The organism is Mesorhizobium maamorense (assembly GCF_044998965.1).
GTDB lineage: Bacteria > Pseudomonadota > Alphaproteobacteria > Rhizobiales > Rhizobiaceae > Mesorhizobium.
Window position 1 is genome coordinate 5810948 of sequence record NZ_CP173356.1, and the last position, 18119, is coordinate 5829066.

The 18119-nt window shown below is 64.1% G+C and carries 20 protein-coding genes; 12 read left to right on the forward strand and 8 right to left on the reverse strand.

The window, feature by feature from the left end:
* Positions 1-11 precede the first annotated feature (11 nt).
* Together dapE and ACIU1A_RS29070 are read left to right on the forward strand one after the other, a co-directional pair.
* Positions 12-1205 carry a succinyl-diaminopimelate desuccinylase gene (gene dapE, locus ACIU1A_RS29065; RefSeq protein ID WP_404925893.1) on the forward strand — a complete coding sequence of 398 codons (1194 nt, stop codon included), beginning with the start codon at positions 12-14 and terminating at the stop codon, positions 1203-1205.
* Positions 1206-1210: 5 nt separating this feature from the next.
* On the forward strand, positions 1211-1840 hold the full coding sequence (locus ACIU1A_RS29070; protein WP_140514320.1) for a transporter: 630 nt from the start codon (positions 1211-1213) through the stop codon (positions 1838-1840).
* On the opposite strand, the gene truA is transcribed toward ACIU1A_RS29070, so the two are convergent.
* The 4 genes from truA to def are packed head-to-tail and all read right to left on the reverse strand — an operon-like array spanning position 1828 to position 4570.
* Positions 1828-2577, reverse strand: coding sequence for a tRNA pseudouridine(38-40) synthase TruA (truA, locus tag ACIU1A_RS29075; protein ID WP_404925894.1), 750 nt, complete (start codon positions 2575-2577; stop codon positions 1828-1830). The genes ACIU1A_RS29070 and truA overlap by 13 nt on opposite strands.
* A 17-nt stretch (positions 2578-2594) precedes the next feature.
* The gene (locus ACIU1A_RS29080) at positions 2595-3101 is read right to left on the reverse strand and encodes a GNAT family N-acetyltransferase (protein WP_140514323.1); all 507 of its coding nucleotides are present in this window, start codon (positions 3099-3101) and stop codon (positions 2595-2597) included.
* Positions 3098-4033: a methionyl-tRNA formyltransferase gene (gene fmt, locus ACIU1A_RS29085; protein WP_404925895.1), complete on the reverse strand. Its 936-nt coding sequence runs from the start codon at positions 4031-4033 to the stop codon at positions 3098-3100. The genes ACIU1A_RS29080 and fmt overlap by 4 nt, the downstream gene beginning before the upstream one ends.
* Positions 4034-4039: 6 nt before the next feature.
* Positions 4040-4570 (reverse strand): peptide deformylase, encoded by a 531-nt coding sequence (gene def / locus ACIU1A_RS29090; RefSeq protein WP_056573548.1) that lies wholly within the window; start codon positions 4568-4570, stop codon positions 4040-4042.
* A gap of 103 nt (positions 4571-4673) precedes the next feature.
* On the opposite strand from def, the gene ACIU1A_RS29095 reads away from it, so the two are divergent.
* Entirely contained in the window at positions 4674-5960 is a 1287-nt protein-coding gene (locus tag ACIU1A_RS29095) for a DNA recombination protein RmuC (protein ID WP_404925896.1), read from the forward strand.
* A gap of 19 nt (positions 5961-5979) precedes the next feature.
* Here the strand turns inward: ACIU1A_RS29095 and ACIU1A_RS29100 are convergent, their stop codons facing one another.
* Together ACIU1A_RS29100 and ACIU1A_RS29105 are read right to left on the reverse strand one after the other, a co-directional pair.
* Positions 5980-6384: a GFA family protein gene (locus tag ACIU1A_RS29100; RefSeq protein WP_404925897.1), complete on the reverse strand. Its 405-nt coding sequence runs from the start codon at positions 6382-6384 to the stop codon at positions 5980-5982.
* A 123-nt stretch (positions 6385-6507) separates the two neighbouring features.
* Positions 6508-7461 carry a cation diffusion facilitator family transporter gene (locus ACIU1A_RS29105; protein WP_140524219.1) on the reverse strand — a complete coding sequence of 318 codons (954 nt, stop codon included), beginning with the start codon at positions 7459-7461 and terminating at the stop codon, positions 6508-6510.
* Between the two features lie 273 nt (positions 7462-7734).
* Here ACIU1A_RS29105 and ACIU1A_RS29110 point away from each other — a divergent pair, with 273 nt between their 5' ends.
* Both ACIU1A_RS29110 and sugE read left to right on the forward strand, forming a co-directional pair.
* Positions 7735-7860, forward strand: coding sequence for a hypothetical protein (locus ACIU1A_RS29110; protein WP_404925898.1), 126 nt, complete (start codon positions 7735-7737; stop codon positions 7858-7860).
* Between the two features lie 234 nt (positions 7861-8094).
* The gene (sugE, locus tag ACIU1A_RS29115; protein WP_140524218.1) at positions 8095-8409 is read left to right on the forward strand and encodes a quaternary ammonium compound efflux SMR transporter SugE; all 315 of its coding nucleotides are present in this window, start codon (positions 8095-8097) and stop codon (positions 8407-8409) included.
* 186 nt (positions 8410-8595) lie between these two features.
* Here sugE and ACIU1A_RS29120 read toward each other — a convergent pair whose 3' ends face one another.
* Positions 8596-9024: a DUF6481 family protein gene (locus ACIU1A_RS29120; RefSeq protein WP_140551615.1), complete on the reverse strand. Its 429-nt coding sequence runs from the start codon at positions 9022-9024 to the stop codon at positions 8596-8598.
* Positions 9025-9244: 220 nt separating this feature from the next.
* On the opposite strand from ACIU1A_RS29120, the gene ACIU1A_RS29125 reads away from it, so the two are divergent.
* The 4 genes from ACIU1A_RS29125 to ACIU1A_RS29140 all read left to right on the forward strand — a co-directional run bounded on the left by ACIU1A_RS29125 (position 9245) and on the right by ACIU1A_RS29140 (position 12968).
* Positions 9245-10303 carry an LLM class flavin-dependent oxidoreductase gene (locus ACIU1A_RS29125; RefSeq protein ID WP_140563643.1) on the forward strand — a complete coding sequence of 353 codons (1059 nt, stop codon included), beginning with the start codon at positions 9245-9247 and terminating at the stop codon, positions 10301-10303.
* Positions 10304-10454: 151 nt separating this feature from the next.
* A complete protein-coding gene (locus tag ACIU1A_RS29130; protein WP_404925899.1) occupies positions 10455-11621 on the forward strand; it encodes an AI-2E family transporter in 1167 nt (388 codons plus the stop codon).
* 73 nt (positions 11622-11694) lie between these two features.
* Positions 11695-11943 carry a hypothetical protein gene (locus tag ACIU1A_RS29135; RefSeq protein ID WP_140524216.1) on the forward strand — a complete coding sequence of 83 codons (249 nt, stop codon included), beginning with the start codon at positions 11695-11697 and terminating at the stop codon, positions 11941-11943.
* A gap of 23 nt (positions 11944-11966) precedes the next feature.
* Positions 11967-12968 carry an LLM class flavin-dependent oxidoreductase gene (locus tag ACIU1A_RS29140; RefSeq protein WP_404925900.1) on the forward strand — a complete coding sequence of 334 codons (1002 nt, stop codon included), beginning with the start codon at positions 11967-11969 and terminating at the stop codon, positions 12966-12968.
* Positions 12969-13016: 48 nt separating this feature from the next.
* On the opposite strand, the gene ACIU1A_RS29145 is transcribed toward ACIU1A_RS29140, so the two are convergent.
* Positions 13017-14036: a LacI family DNA-binding transcriptional regulator gene (locus ACIU1A_RS29145; RefSeq protein ID WP_140491411.1), complete on the reverse strand. Its 1020-nt coding sequence runs from the start codon at positions 14034-14036 to the stop codon at positions 13017-13019.
* Between the two features lie 220 nt (positions 14037-14256).
* Between ACIU1A_RS29145 and ACIU1A_RS29150 the strand changes: the two genes are divergently transcribed.
* From ACIU1A_RS29150 to ACIU1A_RS29160, 3 genes are read left to right on the forward strand one after another with little or no spacing between them, the layout of a single operon-like run.
* The gene (locus ACIU1A_RS29150) at positions 14257-15840 is read left to right on the forward strand and encodes a sugar ABC transporter ATP-binding protein (RefSeq protein WP_140514447.1); all 1584 of its coding nucleotides are present in this window, start codon (positions 14257-14259) and stop codon (positions 15838-15840) included.
* Positions 15837-17147 (forward strand): ABC transporter permease, encoded by a 1311-nt coding sequence (locus tag ACIU1A_RS29155; RefSeq protein ID WP_140554626.1) that lies wholly within the window; start codon positions 15837-15839, stop codon positions 17145-17147. Before ACIU1A_RS29150 ends, ACIU1A_RS29155 begins: the two co-directional genes overlap by 4 nt.
* Positions 17144-18112 (forward strand): substrate-binding domain-containing protein, encoded by a 969-nt coding sequence (locus tag ACIU1A_RS29160; protein WP_140491405.1) that lies wholly within the window; start codon positions 17144-17146, stop codon positions 18110-18112. The genes ACIU1A_RS29155 and ACIU1A_RS29160 overlap by 4 nt, the downstream gene beginning before the upstream one ends.
* The last annotated feature ends 7 nt before the right edge of the window (positions 18113-18119 follow it).

Below are 18119 nucleotides of genomic sequence, written 5' to 3' on the forward strand. Positions count from 1 at the left end.
TCGCTTTTGCCATGACGCTGCCGACCGATCCCGCCGCAAACCTCGCCGCCCTCATCCGTTGCGCCTCCGTGACGCCGGCCGAAGGCGGTGCGCTGACCGCGTTGCAGACGATGCTGGAACCGCTCGGCTTCCTCGTCGATCGCCCGGTGTTTTCGGAAGACGGCACGCCCGATATCGAGAACCTTTATGCCAGGCGCTCCGGCAATGGCCCTCATCTGATGTTCGCCGGACACACCGACGTGGTGCCGGTCGGCGACGAAGCCGCCTGGACGCATCCGCCCTTCGGCGCCGAGATCGCCAATGGCGAGATGTATGGCCGGGGTGCGGTCGACATGAAGGGCGGCATCGCCTGTTTCATCGCCGCGGTAGCGCGCCATGTCGAGGCGAATGGCGGCCCGAAGGGCTCGGTCTCGCTGCTGATCACCGGCGACGAGGAAGGCCCGGCCATCAACGGTACCACGAAGCTGCTCGAATGGGCGGCTTCCAGGGGCGAGAAATGGGACGCATCGATCGTCGGCGAGCCGACCAACCCGGCTGCGCTCGGCGACATGATAAAAATCGGCCGGCGCGGCTCGCTGTCGGGCGACATCACCGTCAATGGCCGCCAAGGCCATGTCGCTTATCCCTTGCTTGCCGACAATCCGGTACGCGGGTTGATGAGCCTGGTCGATGCTTTGCTGCATCCCGTCTTCGATGAGGGCACGAAGGATTTCCAGCCGACCAATCTGGAGGTGACATCCATCGACGTAGGCAACCCGGCCACCAACGTCATTCCAGCCAAGGCAACCGCCACCTTCAACATCCGCTTCAACGACAGCTGGACCGCCGAGACCATACAGGCCGAAATCCACAACCGTCTCGACCAGGCGGCGGGCCGCAAGAAATACCGGCCCGGCAAGGAGATGCCGGTCGACTACGAACTCGTCTGGCGCGACCGGCCGAGCCATGTCTTCCTGACCCGCGACGACAGGCTGATCGAGACATTGAGCGGCTCGGTCAAGGCGGTGGTCGGCAGAGAACCGGCGCTGTCCACCTCCGGCGGCACGTCGGATGCGCGCTTCATCAAGGACTATTGCCCGGTGGTCGAATTCGGCCTGGTCGGCAAGACCATGCACATGGTCGACGAGCGCGTCGCCCTTGCCGATCTCGAGACGCTGACGCAAATCTATCAGCGCTTCATCGAAGACTGGTTCGGACAGGACTGAGCAGCATGCTTTCGGCGGACGAGACCCAAGTTTCGCTGACCGGCGCCTGGCGACTGATGCTCGGCAGGGCCGATGGCCTGCGTCTGCTCGACCTGTCTGCCGATGGTTTCTGGAATTCCTTTTTCGCCATCGTCGTCGCGGCGCCGGCATTGATCGTCGGCTGGGTCGGCATCGCCAACGAGATCGGCGATCCCGATGCCTTCGCGGGCCGCTTCAGCATGCTGTTGCGGCTGGCGACAGTCGATATCGGTTCCTGGGTGCTGCCTCTGGTCGCACTCGCTCTGGTCGCGCCGCGCGCCGGCATCGGCGGCCGCTTCGTGCACTATGTCGTGGCCTCGAACTGGGCTTCGGCCATCACGGCCTGGCTGATGCTGCCGTCCGCGCTGATCAGGCTTTTCCTGACCTCGGCGAGCCAGATCTCCAGCCTTGTGTCGCTGCTGTTGTTCGCGCTGTCGATGGTGCTGACCTGGCGCATGACCAACGCGACCATCGGCAGGGGTGCCGCAATCGGGACCGCTGTCTTCGTTGGCATGTTCATCGCTTCGCTGATCGTGCTGTTCGGGCTGCAGGCACTGCTTGGCATCACGGTTCCGGACACCGGAGCTCAGAGCCTTTCGGGACTCTATCCGGGATAATCGACGCCGACCAGAAAAAGCCCGTCGGGCGGCGCCACCTGACCGCAGGCGGCGCGGTCGTGCGCCTCGAGCGCCGCCTTGAGATCGCCGGCCGTCCAGGCGTCTTCGCCGACGCGCTTGAGCGAGCCGACCATCGAGCGCACCTGGTTGTGCAGGAAGGAACGCGCCGAGGCTCTGACTTCGATCATGTCGCCCGAACGGCTGACGTCAAGACGGTCGAGCGTGCGCACCGGGCTCTCGGCCTGGCATTGCGTGGAACGGAAGGTGGTGAAATCGTGCCGTCCAAGCAGCACTTTGGCGGCTTCGTGCATGGCAGTGGCGTCGAGCTGCTTCGGCACCCACCATACCTTGCCCTTTTCCAGCGCCGAGGGCGCGCGCCGGTTGAGGATGCGGTAGAGGTAGTGACGGCCGATGGCCGAGAAGCGGGCATCGAAGCCGTCGACGACGGTCGTTGCTTTCAAGATCGCGATGCGGTTGCCGGCGGCCTGCAGATGCGCGTTGACGGCGTCGCGCACCTTGTCGTCCGGCCAGGCCTTAGCCAGGTCGACATGCGCCACCTGGGCCGTCGCATGCACGCCCGCATCGGTACGGCCGGCAGCGCGCAAGCGGACCTGTTGGCCGCAGAATTTTTCGATCGCCTGCTCGATCGCCTGCTGCACCGAAGGCTGGTCCGCCTGGTGCTGCCAGCCGGCAAACAGGCTGCCGTCATATTCGATGTCGAGGCGAAAACGCGGCATGCCGGGCGGCTATACGACTAGGCGGCGAGTGCGGTGAAGGCTGAGGCGTAGACCAGCCGGCCGGTTTCGGGAGCGTCGCCCCAGGCCAGCGCCTGCAGCGCCTCGCCCTGGTATTCACTCTCGAATCCTTCGGCGCGCGCGTGGCTGTAGCCGAAACGGCCGTAGTAGGTGGGGTCGCCCAGCACCACGGCCAGCATCTCGCCGGCGTCGCGCAGGCGAATGTGAGCCTCGCGGATCAGCGCGCCGCCAATGCCGGTGCCGTGAAAGGAGGGCTCCACCGCCAGCGGCGCCAGTGCCACCGCCGGGAAATCCTTGCCGCCGGTGCGGGCGAAAAGCCGCGAAAACAGGATGTGGCCAACCACCTGCCCGTCTTCTTCCGCCACCAGTTCGACAACGGCGTCGCCGCCGGAAACCAGCGCGTCAACCAGCCCGGCCTCCGCCTGCTGGCCGAAAGCGTGTTCCTCGACGAGGCGGATGGCCTCGCGATCCCGCGGCGTCGCCGCGCGTATCGACATCATGCTCATGACAATTTCATTCCTTTTTCGATCTTGGTCCCGCGCAGGAATTCTTGCGCGGCGGCGGGCCTTCCGCCCGCCCGTTGAACTTCGACCAGCCGGATCGCGCCCGCTCCGCAGGCGACCGTCAGGCGGTCGTCGAGAATTCCTCCCGGTTCGCCCATGCCTTGCGCAAGCGTCGAGCGAAGCAGTTTCAGCCGTTCCACCCGGCCACCAATTTCAACCTCGCACCAGGCGCCGGGGAAGGGCGACAGGCCGCGAATATTATTGTGGACTTCGGCCGCGGGTCGCGTCCAATCCACGTGCGTCTCGGATTTACCGATCTTTTTGGCATAGGTCACCCCCTCAACCGCTTGGGCGGTGAAGGCTAGGCCATTCCTTTCCAGCCGCGCCAGCGCTTCCACGATCAGTGCGGCGCTGACGCTCATCAATCGATCATGCAGATCGCCGGCGGTCATATCGGGTTCGATGACGCATTTTTCAACCAGCCCCACCGGGCCGGTGTCGAGGCCTTCTTCCATGCGCATGACCATCATGCCGGTTTCGCTATCGCCCGCCATAATCGCCCGTTGGATGGGCGCCGCACCGCGCCACCGCGGCAACAGCGAGGCATGGCCGTTGATGCAGCCCAGTCGCGGCGCCTCAAGCACCGCCCTGGGCAGCAGCAGGCCGTAAGCCACGACCACGCCGATATCGGCTTGCAGCGCGCGAAAAGCTGCCTGTTCGGCCTCGCCCTTGAGCGACGTCGGCGTGCGCGTCTCGATGCCCAGCCGTTCCGCCTCGCGCTGTACCGGCGACGGCGTCAGCTCAAGGCCGCGCCGGCCGGCGGCTCGCGGCGGCTGCGTGTAGACGGCCGCGACCTCATGTCCGGCATCGGCAATCGCGCGCAATGTCGGCACGGAAAACTCCGGCGTCCCCATGAAAATGACGCGAAGGGGCATTGTCCCCTATCCCACCAGCTTGCCCGGAGCCTTGTCCTTGGCCAGCTTCTTGAACTTCTTCACCACCATGTCGCGCTTCAGCTTCGAAATGTGGTCGATGAACAGCACGCCGTTGAGATGGTCGATCTCATGCTGCAGGCAGGTTGCCATCAGCCCCTCGGCCTCCATTTCCTGCAGCTTGCCATCGCGGTCGAGATACTTGACCCGCACGGAAGCCGGGCGTTCGACCTCGGCATAATAGTCGGGAATCGACAGGCAACCTTCCTCGTAGACGGAGCGCTGGTCGGCGCTTTCCAGGATTTCGGGATTGATGAAGACATGCGGCGCCGGCGTCTCGTCCTCCTTGGCGAGGTCGATCACCAGCATGCGCAGCGGCTCGCCGATCTGGATCGCGGCCAGCCCGATGCCGGGCGCGTCATACATGGTCGCCAGCATGTCGTCGGCCAGTTTGCGCAAGGGCGCGTCGACGCGCTCCACCGGCTTGGAAACCTGGCGCAGGATGGGGTCGGGAAGAATGATGAGCGGCTTGATCGGCATGGCGTCTCACCTAAGACCTTGAATAAAGGGCGTCAACCGGTACGCCGGGGGATCGTTCACGTTTTGATCTGTGCTGGCCGGCCGAATCGTCTATGCTGTGTGCATGAACGACCTGACATCCATCCTTTCGGAACCTGTCGCCCGGCTTGGCGCGACCACGATCACGCTCGGCCATGCGCTGGCGTTCGGGGCCTTTGTGTTTCTTGGCCTGTTCGTGGCGCTTGTCGTCGCGCTGTGGCGCTCGGCCAAGGCGCGCGCCGTGGCCGCTGCCGAAGCCGCCGACCATGCCCGCGACGCCGAGGCGCGGATGGCCGGCATATTGCAAAGCCAAGCCGAGATGCAGGGCCGCATGGGCGCCATCGCGGAAGTCTTCGGCGCGCGGCAGGCGGAACTGACGCAATCGATCGGCCAGCGCCTCGATGCCATGACCGGCCGCCTCGGCCAGACCATGACCGAGCAAACCAAATCCACTCATGAGAGCCTGGCCAAATTGCAGGAGCGGCTGGCCGTCATCGACACCGCGCAAGGCAACATCCAGTCGCTCGCCGGCCAGGTCGTGCAATTGCAGGCGATCCTCTCCAATAAGCAGACGCGCGGCGCCTTCGGCCAGTCGCGCATGGAAGCGATCGTCGCCGACGGTCTGCCGCACGGCGCCTACGAGTTCCAGGCGACCTTGTCCAACGGCAGCCGTCCCGATTGCCTGGTGAAGATGCCCAACGGCGCGCCGGCGCTTGCCGTCGACGCCAAGTTTCCGCTGGAAGCCTGGAACGCCATCCGCGCCGCCGAAGGCGCCGAACAGCAGAAGGTCGCGTCGCAGGCCTTCCGCCGCGACATCGAGGTGCATGTCCGCGATATCGCGGATAAATATCTGATCCAGGGCGAGACGCAGGATACCGCCTTCATGTTCGTGCCGTCGGAATCGGTGTTTGCCGAGATCCACGAAAATTTCGAGGCGGTGGTGCAGAAGGCGCACCGCGCCCGCGTCGTCATCGTCTCGCCGTCGCTCCTGATGCTGTCGATCCAGGTCATCCAGGCGATCCTGAAGGATGCCCGTATGCGCGAGCAGGCACACCTGATCCAGGGCGAGGTGATCCGGCTGATGGAGGACGTTTCGCGCGTCGACGAGCGGGTGCGCAAATTGCAGGGCCATTTTGCCCAGTCGGCCAAGGATATAGACGACATCCTCGTCTCGACGTCGAAGGTGACCAAACGCGGCCAGAAGATCGAAGCTCTGGAGTTTGGGGCGCAGCCCGGAGGCGATGCCCACCCTGACATGGCGTCACCAGCCCCTGCGAAGCCGGAACCCGGCCCGCGCGTTGTCGATTCCCCACGCGTTGCCGATTCAAAGACCGGCCAGCTCAGGCTGAGGGTCGTCGAAGGCGACGAATGAGGCGCCGCACCGGACGGCGCTACTGCTCCTCCACTGTGGTCATGCCGTGAAATTCAGGTAGCCAGTGAAGCGCCGAGCGGTGCCATTTTTGCAGTGTCGGAATCAAATCCTGGCGTTGCCGCGCGGTTCCCACTCGAATGCCGTAGACCTTTGGGCCATCTCCGACCGACGTGGCGTAAAGGTGCGAACCGCAGTCGGCGCAAAAGGCCTGGACGCGCTTGGCGCCGCTTGCCACGGTCTTGATGTAGACCTTCGGTGTACCCTTTGTGACCCGGTAGTGATCTTCAGGCGCCGGAACGGTGACGCGAAAGGCCGTACCGGTCAACTGTTGGCAATCGGTACAATGGCAGATCGAGGTCTTTTCCGGTTCGACCTCCGCCTCATAGGTGATGGCACCACAATGACAGCCGCCGTCGATCTTCATAATCAGTCCTCCAAAACTCGATCGGCTGATTTTAGCGGCGCAGCGTCGCAAGGCAACGACGCGACGCTGGTCCAAGACATAATCCCGAGGAGTGGAATGTGGTTTCGAGACCTGCTCAAAACTCTACTCGGATGCCGATTCGATCAGCTTGCGCCGCTGTTCCCAGGTGCCTGTCGTCTGCGGCTTGACGAACAGCCGGGTGATCTCGGGCATTTCCTTCCTTAGCCGCGCTTCGAGGCGCTCGACGCAGGCTTCGATTTCCGGCGCGGACAGATGGTCCTCGAATTCGATGCTCAGGCCGGCAACGATTTCTTCCGGCCCCAGGTGGACCGTCAGGACGCCGTTCGCCCGCTGCACCGCCGGATCCTGCTGCGCGATCGCCAGCACTTCTTTCTGCACCGCGGGCGAAGCAGGCTCGCCGATGAGCAGCCCCTTGCTCTCGCGCGCCAGGAAGGCCGCGGTCGCACCCAGGATCAGCGCAATGCCGATCGAGGCGGCGCCGTCCAGTTCCGGCATCTCGAAAATCTCCGCCGCCAATATGCCGGCAAAGGCGACGATCAGGCCGAGAAGCGCGGCACTGTCCTCGAATAGCACTGTGTAGACGCTTGGATCCTTGCTCGATTGCACGGCCTGCAGCCAGCCCTGCTGGCCCTTCTGCCGGCGGAATTCCCTCAGCGCCACCAGCCATGAACTGCCCTCGAACAGAAACGACAGGCCGAGCACGATATAGTTGACCCTGACATTGGCGGCCGGTTCGGGCGCAATGATGTGCGTCACGCCTTCGTAGAACGATACGCCGGCGCCGAGCGCGAAGACGAGAAGCGCCACGATGAAGCTCCAGAAGTAGAGCTCGCGGCCATGGCCGAGCGGATGCGCGCGGGTGGCCGGGCGTGCGGCGCGATGCATGCCATAAAGCAGCAGGCTGCCATTGCCGGTATCGACCAGCGAATGCACGCCTTCCGAAAACATCGCCGAACTGCCGGTGAAGAAGGCTGCGACGAATTTGGTCAGCGCGATCGCGAGATTGCCGGCGAGCGCCGCGTAAATGACCGTTCGAGAGCCGCCATGCCCCGCCATTGCTTCCCTGTCGTCCTGTCCGACACGCGAAGTCTAGAGTAATTGCAGGAAAAGTGGGAGCCGATTTCCTTGAGATCATGCTGCGGGCCCGCCGAAATTCCGCGGCCATCGCGACGCACCAACACCCCGTCCGTTCAAGTCGCTGCGCGCCGGTTCGGATTCATAAGGCCGCCGAAACAGGTTGCCGGTTTTCGCGGCCGTGACCGCGAACGGCCCTTGCCTAGAGGCATTTCTCTTGTTTCACTTCACTTCCCGCAACTGGAGGAACGAATCATGGCAAAAGGTGCGATGAAGGCAGGCAAGGAGGCCCGCAAGCCAAAGAAGGACGCCAAGAAGCCGGCCGCTGCTCCCACGCTCAAGACGCCGCCGGTCAAGGCAACGAGGCTCAAGGAAAAATAGTCGCGTGCCTCGGATGGAGTTCGCCGGCGGCGTTCGGAACACCGCCGGCAGTTTGTTGATCGGGCGTTAAGACACCCTATATCTGGTGCGGGGACGACCCCACATCTCCTGAAATCCGGTCGGGACGACCCGCCCACTGTCTGATAGGGCATCGGCTGCCGCGGTGCTCGGTCGATCGCGCATTGCATCGTCTTGAAACGGACATTGGTGCGATGCTTGGATGGAGCGTTCCCCATGTCATGGATTTTTCTGTTTTTCGCCGGCCTGTTCGAGATCGGCTGGGCAATCGGCCTCAAATACACCGACGGATTCACCCGGCTCGTCCCGACCGTGCTCACGGTCGCCTCGATGATCGTCAGTCTCTCGCTGCTTGGACTGGCGCTGAAAGCGCTGCCCGTCGGCACCGCCTATGCGGTGTGGACCGGCATCGGCACGGTCGGCACGGCGCTGCTCGGTATCTGGCTGCTCGGCGAGCCGGCGACCGTGATCAGGCTCGCCTGCATCGCACTCATCGTCTGTGGCATTATGGGGCTGAAATTCGCGGCGTAAAGCAATCCAGGAAAGGTGCGAAGCGGTTTTCCGTCCGGAATTGCGTCGAAGCAAACAGAGCAATTCCGCGAAAGTCGTATCACGAACGGCGTCGGCAATCGCATGAATTGGCGCGCGGACAAACGCATGCAGGGCCGCTTCGCAGCGACCCTGATCCTCGAAGCAGATTGCTCCGGCGGTCTGAGGCTAGCGGCCGGTAAAGCCTGGCGGTGTCCTGCCGGTGCGCGCCTTGCGCGCCGCATAGCGCGCGTCGCGCTTCGCCTTGCGCTCGGCCTCGTCGGCCAGCAGACGCGCGATACGCTCGGCCTCTTCGGCTTCCCGAATCCTGGCTTCCGCCTGCGCCGCCTCTTCGGCCGCGATCCGCGCGGCTTCGGCTGCGGCCTCGCGCTCGGCCTTCTCGATTGCCTCGCGTGCCAGCCTTTCCTGCTTCAGCCTCGCCTTCTCGGCCTCGCGTATCTCACGCGCCGCAAGGATAGCCTTGCGTTCGGCCTGTCGCGCCAGCACTGCGGGATCGTCCGCCGCCGGCTTCGACTTGAAGCGCTCCAGAAGCGCCTTCTTTGCCTCGTTCGCGGCGTTGCGCCGCTCGAAAATGTCTTTTTCCCTGTAGATAGCCAAGTCCACTTCCCTGAAGTCAATTCGCGACGCTTACATACGCGCGAAAACCGGGAGTTCAAGCGCCAAAACGGTATGCCAGCCATGAAATTCCGTGCTGTTGCAGCCGGGAGACGCCTTCGCGGCCGAAACGGACACGCACTGTTCGCAGTCAGACCCTCTGGTGGTGATACGGGCTGATCGCTACCTCTAGCGCGAAAATCAAACGCCAGGATGACACCAGATGGAACTCGGTCTCTACACTTTCGCCGACGTCAGCCCGCAGCCGGGCCCCGGCGCAATCGGCCCGCACGAGCGGCTGCGCAACCTGATCGAGGAGATCGAACTGGCCGATCAGGTCGGCCTCGACGTTTTCGGCCTCGGCGAGCATCACCGGCCGGACTATGCCGCGTCCGCGCCTGTCGTGGCTCTGGCCGCGGCGGCCGAGCACACCAAACGCATAAAACTGACCAGCGCCGTCACTGTCCTGTCCTCGGACGATCCGGTCCGCGTCTTCCAGCAATTCGCCACGCTCGACCTTCTTTCCGGCGGCCGGGCCGAAATCATGGCCGGGCGCGGCTCGTTCATCGAGTCCTTTCCGCTGTTCGGCTACAATCTTGAGGATTATGACGAGCTGTTCGCCGAAAAGCTCGACCTGCTGCTCGCCATCCGCGATCAGGTGAAGATCACCTGGTCGGGCAATCTGCGCGCGCCGATCAACGATCGCGGCGTCTACCCACGCCCCTTGCAGGAAAAACTGCCGATCTGGATCGCCATCGGCGGCACGCCGCAGTCCGCCGCCCGCGCGGGCGCGCTCGGCCTGCCGCTGGCGCTCGCCATCATCGGCGGCGAGCCGGCGCGGTTCGCGCCGCTGTTTGACCTCTACCGCGAGGCCGCCAGGCGCGCGGGCGCCGATCCGAAGGGTCTTGCCACTAGCATCAACGTCCACGGCTTCATCGCCGACACGACCGAGAAGGCGGCCGACGATTTCTATGGCCCACAGGCCGAGGTGATGAACCGCATCGGCCGCGAGCGCGGCTGGGGGCCGACCTCGCGGGCGCATTTCGACCAGTCACGCGGCCCGGGCGGCGCCTTGTTCGTCGGCAATCCCGAGCAGGTGGCCGAGAAGATCGTCGCCCAGCACAAGATCTTCGGCAACGACCGCTTCCTGCTGCAGATGGCGATCGGCATCATGCCGCATGCCAAGATCATGAAGGCGATTGAACTCTACGGCACCAGGGTGGCGCCGATCGTGCGCAAGGAAACGGCTGACGCCGTCCCGGCCCCGGCGCCTGCCGCGTAGTATTGCACTTCCGCGAAAAATTGCGCGGGAACAATAACCGCGACGGCGGGCCTCGTGGGCTCGCCGTCAACGCCGGCTCACGGAACCTTGGACCGGCAGGGGCGTTTTCTCAGCGGTTGCGCCAATTGCGGTGCGCCGCCGAGGGACCGTGATGAAAGCTGACCCCACCGCTTCGGTCGCGGGCGTTTCCGAAGCAGAAGAGGCGCGCCTCGCCGCCCGCGCCGACACGCATCTGATACGCTCGCTGCTCGTCGGCATCTTCATCTTCATGGCCATCTACGCGCTCTATTTCGCCCGTGCCTTCTTCATGCCGGTCATACTGGCCTTTCTGCTGGCATTGACGCTGACGCCGATCGTCAGGCTTCTGCGCAAGCGCGGCATACCCGAGGTGATTTCGGCGACGCTTCTGGTGCTTCTGTCCCTCTGCCTCTTCGCCAGCGCCGGCTACCTGCTGAGCGGCCCGGTGATCGATCTCATCAACAACACTTCGTCGATCGGCCAGCGGCTGACCGAGCGGCTGGCGCATTTGCGACCTCCGCTCGAGAGGATCATGGAGGTTACACATCAGATCGAAGGCCTCACCGAGACGTCGCAGGAGCCGGGCATACAGAAAGTCGCGGTAGCCCAGTCTGGCTTCCTGTCGTCGGCGGCCTCGAACATTCTTTCGGCGGGAACAAGCCTGACCATCATCTTCGTGCTGTCGCTGTTCCTGCTCGCTTCAGGCACGATGTTCTATGAAAAGATCATCCAGTCCTTCGCCAGCCTCACCGAGAAGAAGCGGGCGCTGCGGGTCGTTTACGACGTGGAACGGGAAATCTCGCACTATCTGCTCACCGTCACCATCATCAATATCGGCCTCGGCACGATCATTGGCCTTGGTCTGTGGGCACTCGGCATGCCCAACCCGCTCGTCTGGGGCGCCACGGCCGCTCTGCTTAATTTTCTGCCCTATGTCGGCGCCATGATCACGCTCATCGTGGTCACGATCATCGCGCTGATCAGCTTCGACACGATCTCCTATGCGTTGTTGGCGCCTGCCTTCCTGCTTTTGTGCGACATCGTCGAAGGCCAATTCGTAACGCCGATGGTTGTCGGCCGGCGGCTCGAGATCAACGCCGTGGCGATCTTCATCGCCATTGCCTTCTGGTCATGGCTATGGGGCTTTGTCGGCGCGCTGATGGCGGTGCCGCTGCTGGTCCTCATCAAGGTGTTCTGCGATCACTTCGATGGTCTGAGCCATGTCGGCAACTTCCTGGCGGCACAACATCTCTCGGCGGTGGAAGATGAGGCCACCGAGGAAGGTAAGGCTCCGGCATAAAGCCGCGCGTCTGGTTTGCGGCGCCTGGCTCGAATGCCTATATCCGGCCGGTCCAATGGCCGGTGCCCTTCCCATGAGCGATGCTTCCTTCGACCTCGACGACTGTTTCGCTCGCATCGGCCATGCCGGCTTGCGCGATGCGCGGCTGGGCGCGTCGCCAACATTTGGCGTCGACAGATCCGGGCTTGCATTTCCTGTCCATCATCGCGGCAGCCCCGCCGAGCAGAAACGCATGGCCGCGGCCAGCGGATTTGCCGATGCGCTCGGGGGCGGCTTGGCATCCTCATTCCCGACCGCACGGCCTTCGAGGCAGGGTGCTTGAGATAAACCTCGTGGAGACCTGACATGGCAGCCCTTTCCGTCCTCGACCTGTCGCCGATCGTCGAAGGCAGCGATGCCTCGCAGTCGCTGGCCAATTCGCTCGATCTTGCCCGCCATGCCGAGCGGCTGGGCTACAAGCGCTATTGGCTGGCCGAGCATCATAACATGCCGGGCATCGCAAGTGCCGCCACCTCGGTCGTCATTGCCCATGTCGCGGGCGGCACCAAGACCATTCGCGTCGGCGCCGGCGGCATCATGTTGCCCAATCACTCGCCGCTGGTCATCGCCGAGCAGTTCGGCACGCTGGCCGCCTTGTTCCCCGGCCGCATCGATCTCGGTCTCGGCAGGGCGCCCGGCACGGACATGAACACGGCGCGCGCCTTGCGCCGCAATCTCGAGGCCGGTGCCGACAATTTCCCGCAGGACGTCGTCGAGCTGATGGGCTATTTCCCGCCGGCGGAAGAGGGCCAGCGGCTGCGGGCCGTGCCGGGCGAAGGCCAGACCGTGCCGGTCTGGATCCTCGGCTCCAGCCTGTATGGCGCGCAGCTTGCCGCCATGCTCGGCCTGCCCTACGCCTTCGCTTCGCATTTCGCGCCGGCCGAGCTAGACCAGGCGCTGGAAATCTACCGCTCGCGTTTCCAGCCGTCGGAACAGCTCGACAAGCCCTATGTCATGCTCGGCCTCAACGTCTTTGCCGCGCCGACCGACACTGAGGCGCGGCTGCTGTTCACCTCGCTGCAACAGGCTTTCGTCAATCTGCGCACCGGCCGCCCCGGAAAATTGCCGCCACCGGTCGAGAATTATGACCGCGACCTCGATCCGATGGCCAAGTCCATGCTCGGCCAGGCGCTGTCCTGCGCCGTCGTCGGCTCGCCGGAAACGGTGCGGCAAGGCATCGACGCCTTCGTTCGCCGCACCGGCGCCGACGAATTGATGGTCACCGCGCAGATATTCGATCATGCGGCTCGGGTGAGGTCCTTCGAAATCCTGGCCGACGCCCACAAATCGCTGTCGCAAGCGGCGTGAGATTTCCAGCTCGGCGCTTGCCGATAGCGATTCAACCACTGAACCGCTCTACGCACTCACACTCTGCGCCACCGCTCCCAGCGGTCGGCATGAATTGCGGATCATCAGCCGGCCCTTGAGCACCAGCTTGCGCGGCGGCGCGTCGCGATTTCCGGCAAGGCGGTCGAGCAGCAAATTGGCCGCCTGTTCGCCGATCGCCTGCACCGGCTGTGCCACCGTGGTCAGTTGCGGGACAAACACGTCCGACCACGGAAAATCGTCGAAACAGGCGATTGAAACATCTTCCGGGCAGGACAGGCCGATATCGCGGATTGCCTTCATGGTGCCGATCACCATCGGATTGTTGGCGGAGAAGATCGCGCTCGGCCTGTCGTGCAGCGACAACAACTGCATGGCCGCGTTATAGCCGTCGATCTCGTGAAAATTGCCGGAACGTACCAGCTCTTCGGCGACCGGCAGGCCGGCTGCCTGAAGCGCTTCGCGATATCCGGCCATGCGATCATGCATCGGTGAGATATCCGACGTTCCGGTGATGTAGCCGATGCGCCGGTGCCCGAGATGGATCAGGTAGGTGATGGCGTCGAACACGGCCCGCTGGTTGTCGAGCACCACGGCATCCGTGTCGACGCCGTCACAGATGCGGTCAAGCAGGACGACCGGCACGTTGGCGTCGTCGACGATGCGCTTGAGGATCGTCCCATCGCCGACGCGCGCCACGATCAGCCCGTCGACCATACGGTCGAGCAGCAGCCTGATCTGGTCGTCCTGGGTGTTGAGGTCCTCGTCCGTGCAGCACAGCATGACCGCATAGCCGGCGCGGTCGAAGGCCTGCTGGATGACTGACACGACATCGGTGAAGAACGGATTGGTGATGTGCGGGACAGTCAATCCGATGGTGCGCGTGGTGCCCATTTTCAGGCTGCGGGCGATCGCATTGCGCTTGTAGCCGATATCGCGGATCGCCTGCTCGATGCGCTGGCTGAGCTCCGGGCTGACGGTCGCCGTGCCGTTGATCAGCGCCGAAACGGTGGCGACCGACACGCGCGCCGCTTCGGCCACGTGAAGCATGGTCGGCGCCGTCGATTTTCGCTGCCTTGTCTTGCTTGGCCCTGCCATTTTCGAAACGTTTCGCCGCCTCACTATACCTCATACCTACGGAACATCGCGGTTTTTCGCAAGAATTGAAATGAGGCAATCTCGCTTAACCAGATAGAAGCTTGACAGGATCGAAACGTTTAGAATAGCGTTCATGAGGTCAGACGACGACGGAAGGGAGGCCGCCTTTGTCATGGAGCACGGAAATTCCATCGCGCGTCGGGATGTTGCGGCGGATCGTTCGGATGTCGTCCTAAGCGCTGAGCACGTATCCAAGAGCTTCGGCGGCATTGCCGCCTTGGTCGACGTCGGTTTCGAGCTGCGGCGCGGCGAAGTCCACGCCTTGATGGGCGAGAACGGCGCCGGCAAGTCGACGCTGATGAAAATCCTTTCCGGTGTCTACACGGGTTATGAAGGCACGGTTCGCGTCGACGGCGTAGCCGCGAATTTCGCCGGCGTGCGCGACGCCGAGGCCGCCGGCATTGCCATCATCCACCAGGAGCTCAATCTGGTTCCCGAACTCAGCGTCGCCGACAACATCTTTCTCGGACGCGAGAAGCTGATCGCCGGGCTGATCGTCGACCGCAAGGCGAGCAGCCGCGCCGCCAGCGCCCTTCTGCAGCGGCTGGGCATCGAGCTCGACCCGGAAGCCCGTGTCGGCGCCTTGCGCGTCGGCGAACAGCAACTGGTCGAGATCGCCAAGGCGCTGTCGATGTCGGCGCGCATCCTGATCATGGACGAGCCGACCTCGGCGCTTTCTCCAGCCGAATGCCAGAGGCTGTTCCGCATCATCCGCCAGCTTGCCGACAGCGGCGTCGCCATCGTCTACATCTCGCACCGCATCGACGAGGTCATGCACCTGGCGGGCAGGGTCACGGTGTTTCGCGACGGACGCCACGTGCTGACGCGGCCCATGGGCGAGCTCGACGAGAACGCCATCATTTCGGCAATGGTCGGGCGAGACCTGCTGGCCTCCTCGGAAGAGGAGCGCCGTTCCGGCGGCGAAGTCGTGCTTTCCGTCGAGAACCTGTCGCTGACGAAACCCGACGCCCATGGCTGGCGCACCGTGATCGACGGCGTCAACTTCGAACTCGCCGAAGGCGAGATCCTTGGCATTGGCGGGCTGCTGGGTTCAGGGCGCACCGAGATCCTGGAGGCGATCTTCGGCTCGAGCGATGGCCGCACCGGCGGCGAGGTCCGGCTCGACGGCGCGCCGGTCGAGATCCGCTCGCCGCGCGATGCCAGGCGCCTCGGCATTGCGCTGGTGACCGAGGACCGCAAGACGCAAGGCCTGCATCTCCAGGCCTCCATTACAGACAACGTCGCATTGCCGCTGGTCGGATCGCTGGCGCGCTTCGGCATCCGTTCGCTGGCCGGCGAACAGGAGCTGGCGCGCCACGCGGTCCGGGCGCTCGGCATACGCTGCGAGGACATCGACCAGCCAGCCGGCACGCTGTCGGGCGGCAACCAGCAGAAGGTCGTCATCGGCAAATGGCTGGCGACACGGCCGCGCGTGCTTCTTCTCGACGAGCCGACGCGCGGCATCGACGTCGGCGCCAAGCGCGAGATCTACGATCTCATCTTCAAGCTTGCGCGCGACGGGCTGGCCATTGCCGTCATCAGCTCCGAATTGCCGGAACTGCTGCACCTCTCCGACCGCATTCTGGTGATGGCCGATGGCCGCCAGACCGGCATCCTTTCCCGCGATGCGGCGAGCGAGGAGGCCATCATGCGTCTCGCCGCGCCGCGCCGCACGATTTCGAGACCTGCCGCATGACCGCCTTGAAACTCCTGTCCCGCACCAAGCTCTACTGGGGCCTGATCGCCATTTTCCTGATCGGCGTGCTGGGCTCGCCGGTCAGCTCCAAGGGCAACAACATCTTCCTGTCCTACGGCAATCTGCTCGACGTGCTGCGCCAGGTGTCGACCACCGGCCTGATCGCCACCGGCATGACGGCGGTGATCATCACCGGCGGCATCGATCTTTCCGTCGGTTCGCTGATGGCCATCTGTTCGGTGGTCTGCGCCATGCTGCTGACGGTTCCGGGCGTGACGCCGGGAGTGGTGCTTGGCGTGCCCACCGTCGCCGTGGTGGCGCTCTGTCTCGGCTTCATCGTCACCCGCTTCATCTTCCTCAATATCGAAAAGTCGCGCGCCGGCGCCGATGCCTCGCGCGACGCAAGGCTGGACCGCGCCCGCGGCCTGGTCACGCCGGCAATCGTCGGCGTGGTCCTGTGCTGTCTTTCCCTGTGGTACCTGCTGCCGCAGGTCGAGCCCAAATTCGGCGTCCTCGGCGTGCTGCTGGTCGCGCCATGCGTGGGCCTGCTGTTCGGTGCGCTCAACGGCTTCATCATCGTTGCCGGGCGGCTGCAGCCCTTCATCGTCACCCTGGCGATGATGGTGACGGCGTTGGGCATCGCCCGGCTGACCGCCGGCCAGAACAATGCTGTGCTGCCGGTCTATACCGGCTCGAACGCCACCGAGGATTTCGAGCTGCTGCGCTCGATGGTGTTCGGCGTCATTCCGATGCCCGGCCTGTTCTTCCTCGGCGCCATCCTGATCTATGGCGCGGTGCTGCGCTTCACGCCGTTCGGCCGCTATGTCTACGCCATCGGCGGCAATGAGGAGGCGGCCAGGCTTTCCGGCATCGCCGCCGGCCGGGTCAAGATCGTCACCTACGCCGTTTCGGGCCTGCTCGCCGGCATTGCCGCGGTGCTCTATGTCGCGCAGTACCGGCAAGGCAAGCCCGATGCCGGCGCCGGCCTGGAGCTCGACGCCATCGCCGCCGTGGTCATCGGCGGCACCAGCCTGATGGGTGGGCGCGGCAGCCTCACGGGGACATTCTGCGGCGTGCTGATCTTCGGGCTGCTGTCCAACATATTGCAGCTCCACAACATCAATTCGAACCTTCAGCTGGTGCTGAAGGGGATGATCATCATCGGCACAGTGCTCGTGCAGGAGCGCAATGCCGGTGATCTCCTAGCCTATCTGCGCCTGCCCGGAGCGGCGCACAAGGAAACGGCCGCGGCAAAACGGCCGTCGCAAGAGACCCGGTCTCTCAATCTCGGAGGAAACAAGAAATGAAACGACGTGACACGCTGAAGCTTGCCGCCCTTGGCGCGGCATTGCTGACCACCACCGCGCTGCTCTCCACCGGCCACGCCATGGCCCAGGACAAGAAGTGGAAGATCGGCTTCTCGCAGGTGACGACCATCGAGCCTTGGCGCGCGCAGTTCAACAAGGACATACTGGCCGAGGCCGCCAAGCACCCCGAGGTCGAGCTGATCATCACCGACGGCGAGGACAAGACCGAGAAGCAGGTTGCCGATGTCGAGAACCTGATCCGCCAGGAGGTCGATGCGCTCTTGGTGTCGCCGAAGGAATCGGCCGGCCTGACCGGCGTCGTGCAGCAGGCGATCGACGCCAAGATCCCGGTCTTCGTGCTCGACCGCAATGTCGACACCAAGGACTACACCCAGTTCGTCGGCGGCGACAACAAGCTGATCGGCCGCGCGGCCGGCGAATATGCCGTCGAGCTGCTCGGCGGCAAGGGCAAGGCATCGGGCAATGTCGTCGAGATCTGGGGCGGCATGGGCACCCAGCCGGCGCATGACCGCCATGACGGCTTCCATGAGTTCACCGACAAGGAGCCGGGCATCAAGTACCTGCTCGACCAGCAGTCGGGCGACTGGAAGCAGGACCAGGCCTATAATCTGATGGCCAACGCGCTGAAGAGCAACGAGAAGATCGATCTCGTCTACGGCCACAACGACCCGATGGCCTATGGCGCCTATCTTGCCGCCAAGGATGTCGGCCGCGAGAAGGACATCAAGTTCATCGGCATCGACGGCCTGCCCAACGAAGGCGTGCAGATGGTGAACAAGGGCGAGCTGACGGCGACCTTCACCTATGTCACCCCGGGCGCCGAGGGCCTTCGGCAGGCGATCAAGTTCCTCAATGGCGAGAAGGTCGAAAAGACCATCACCTTGCCGACGCAGAAGATCACCAAGGAAAACGCCGCCCAGGTGCTGAAGGACAACGGCCTCTGAGATTTCG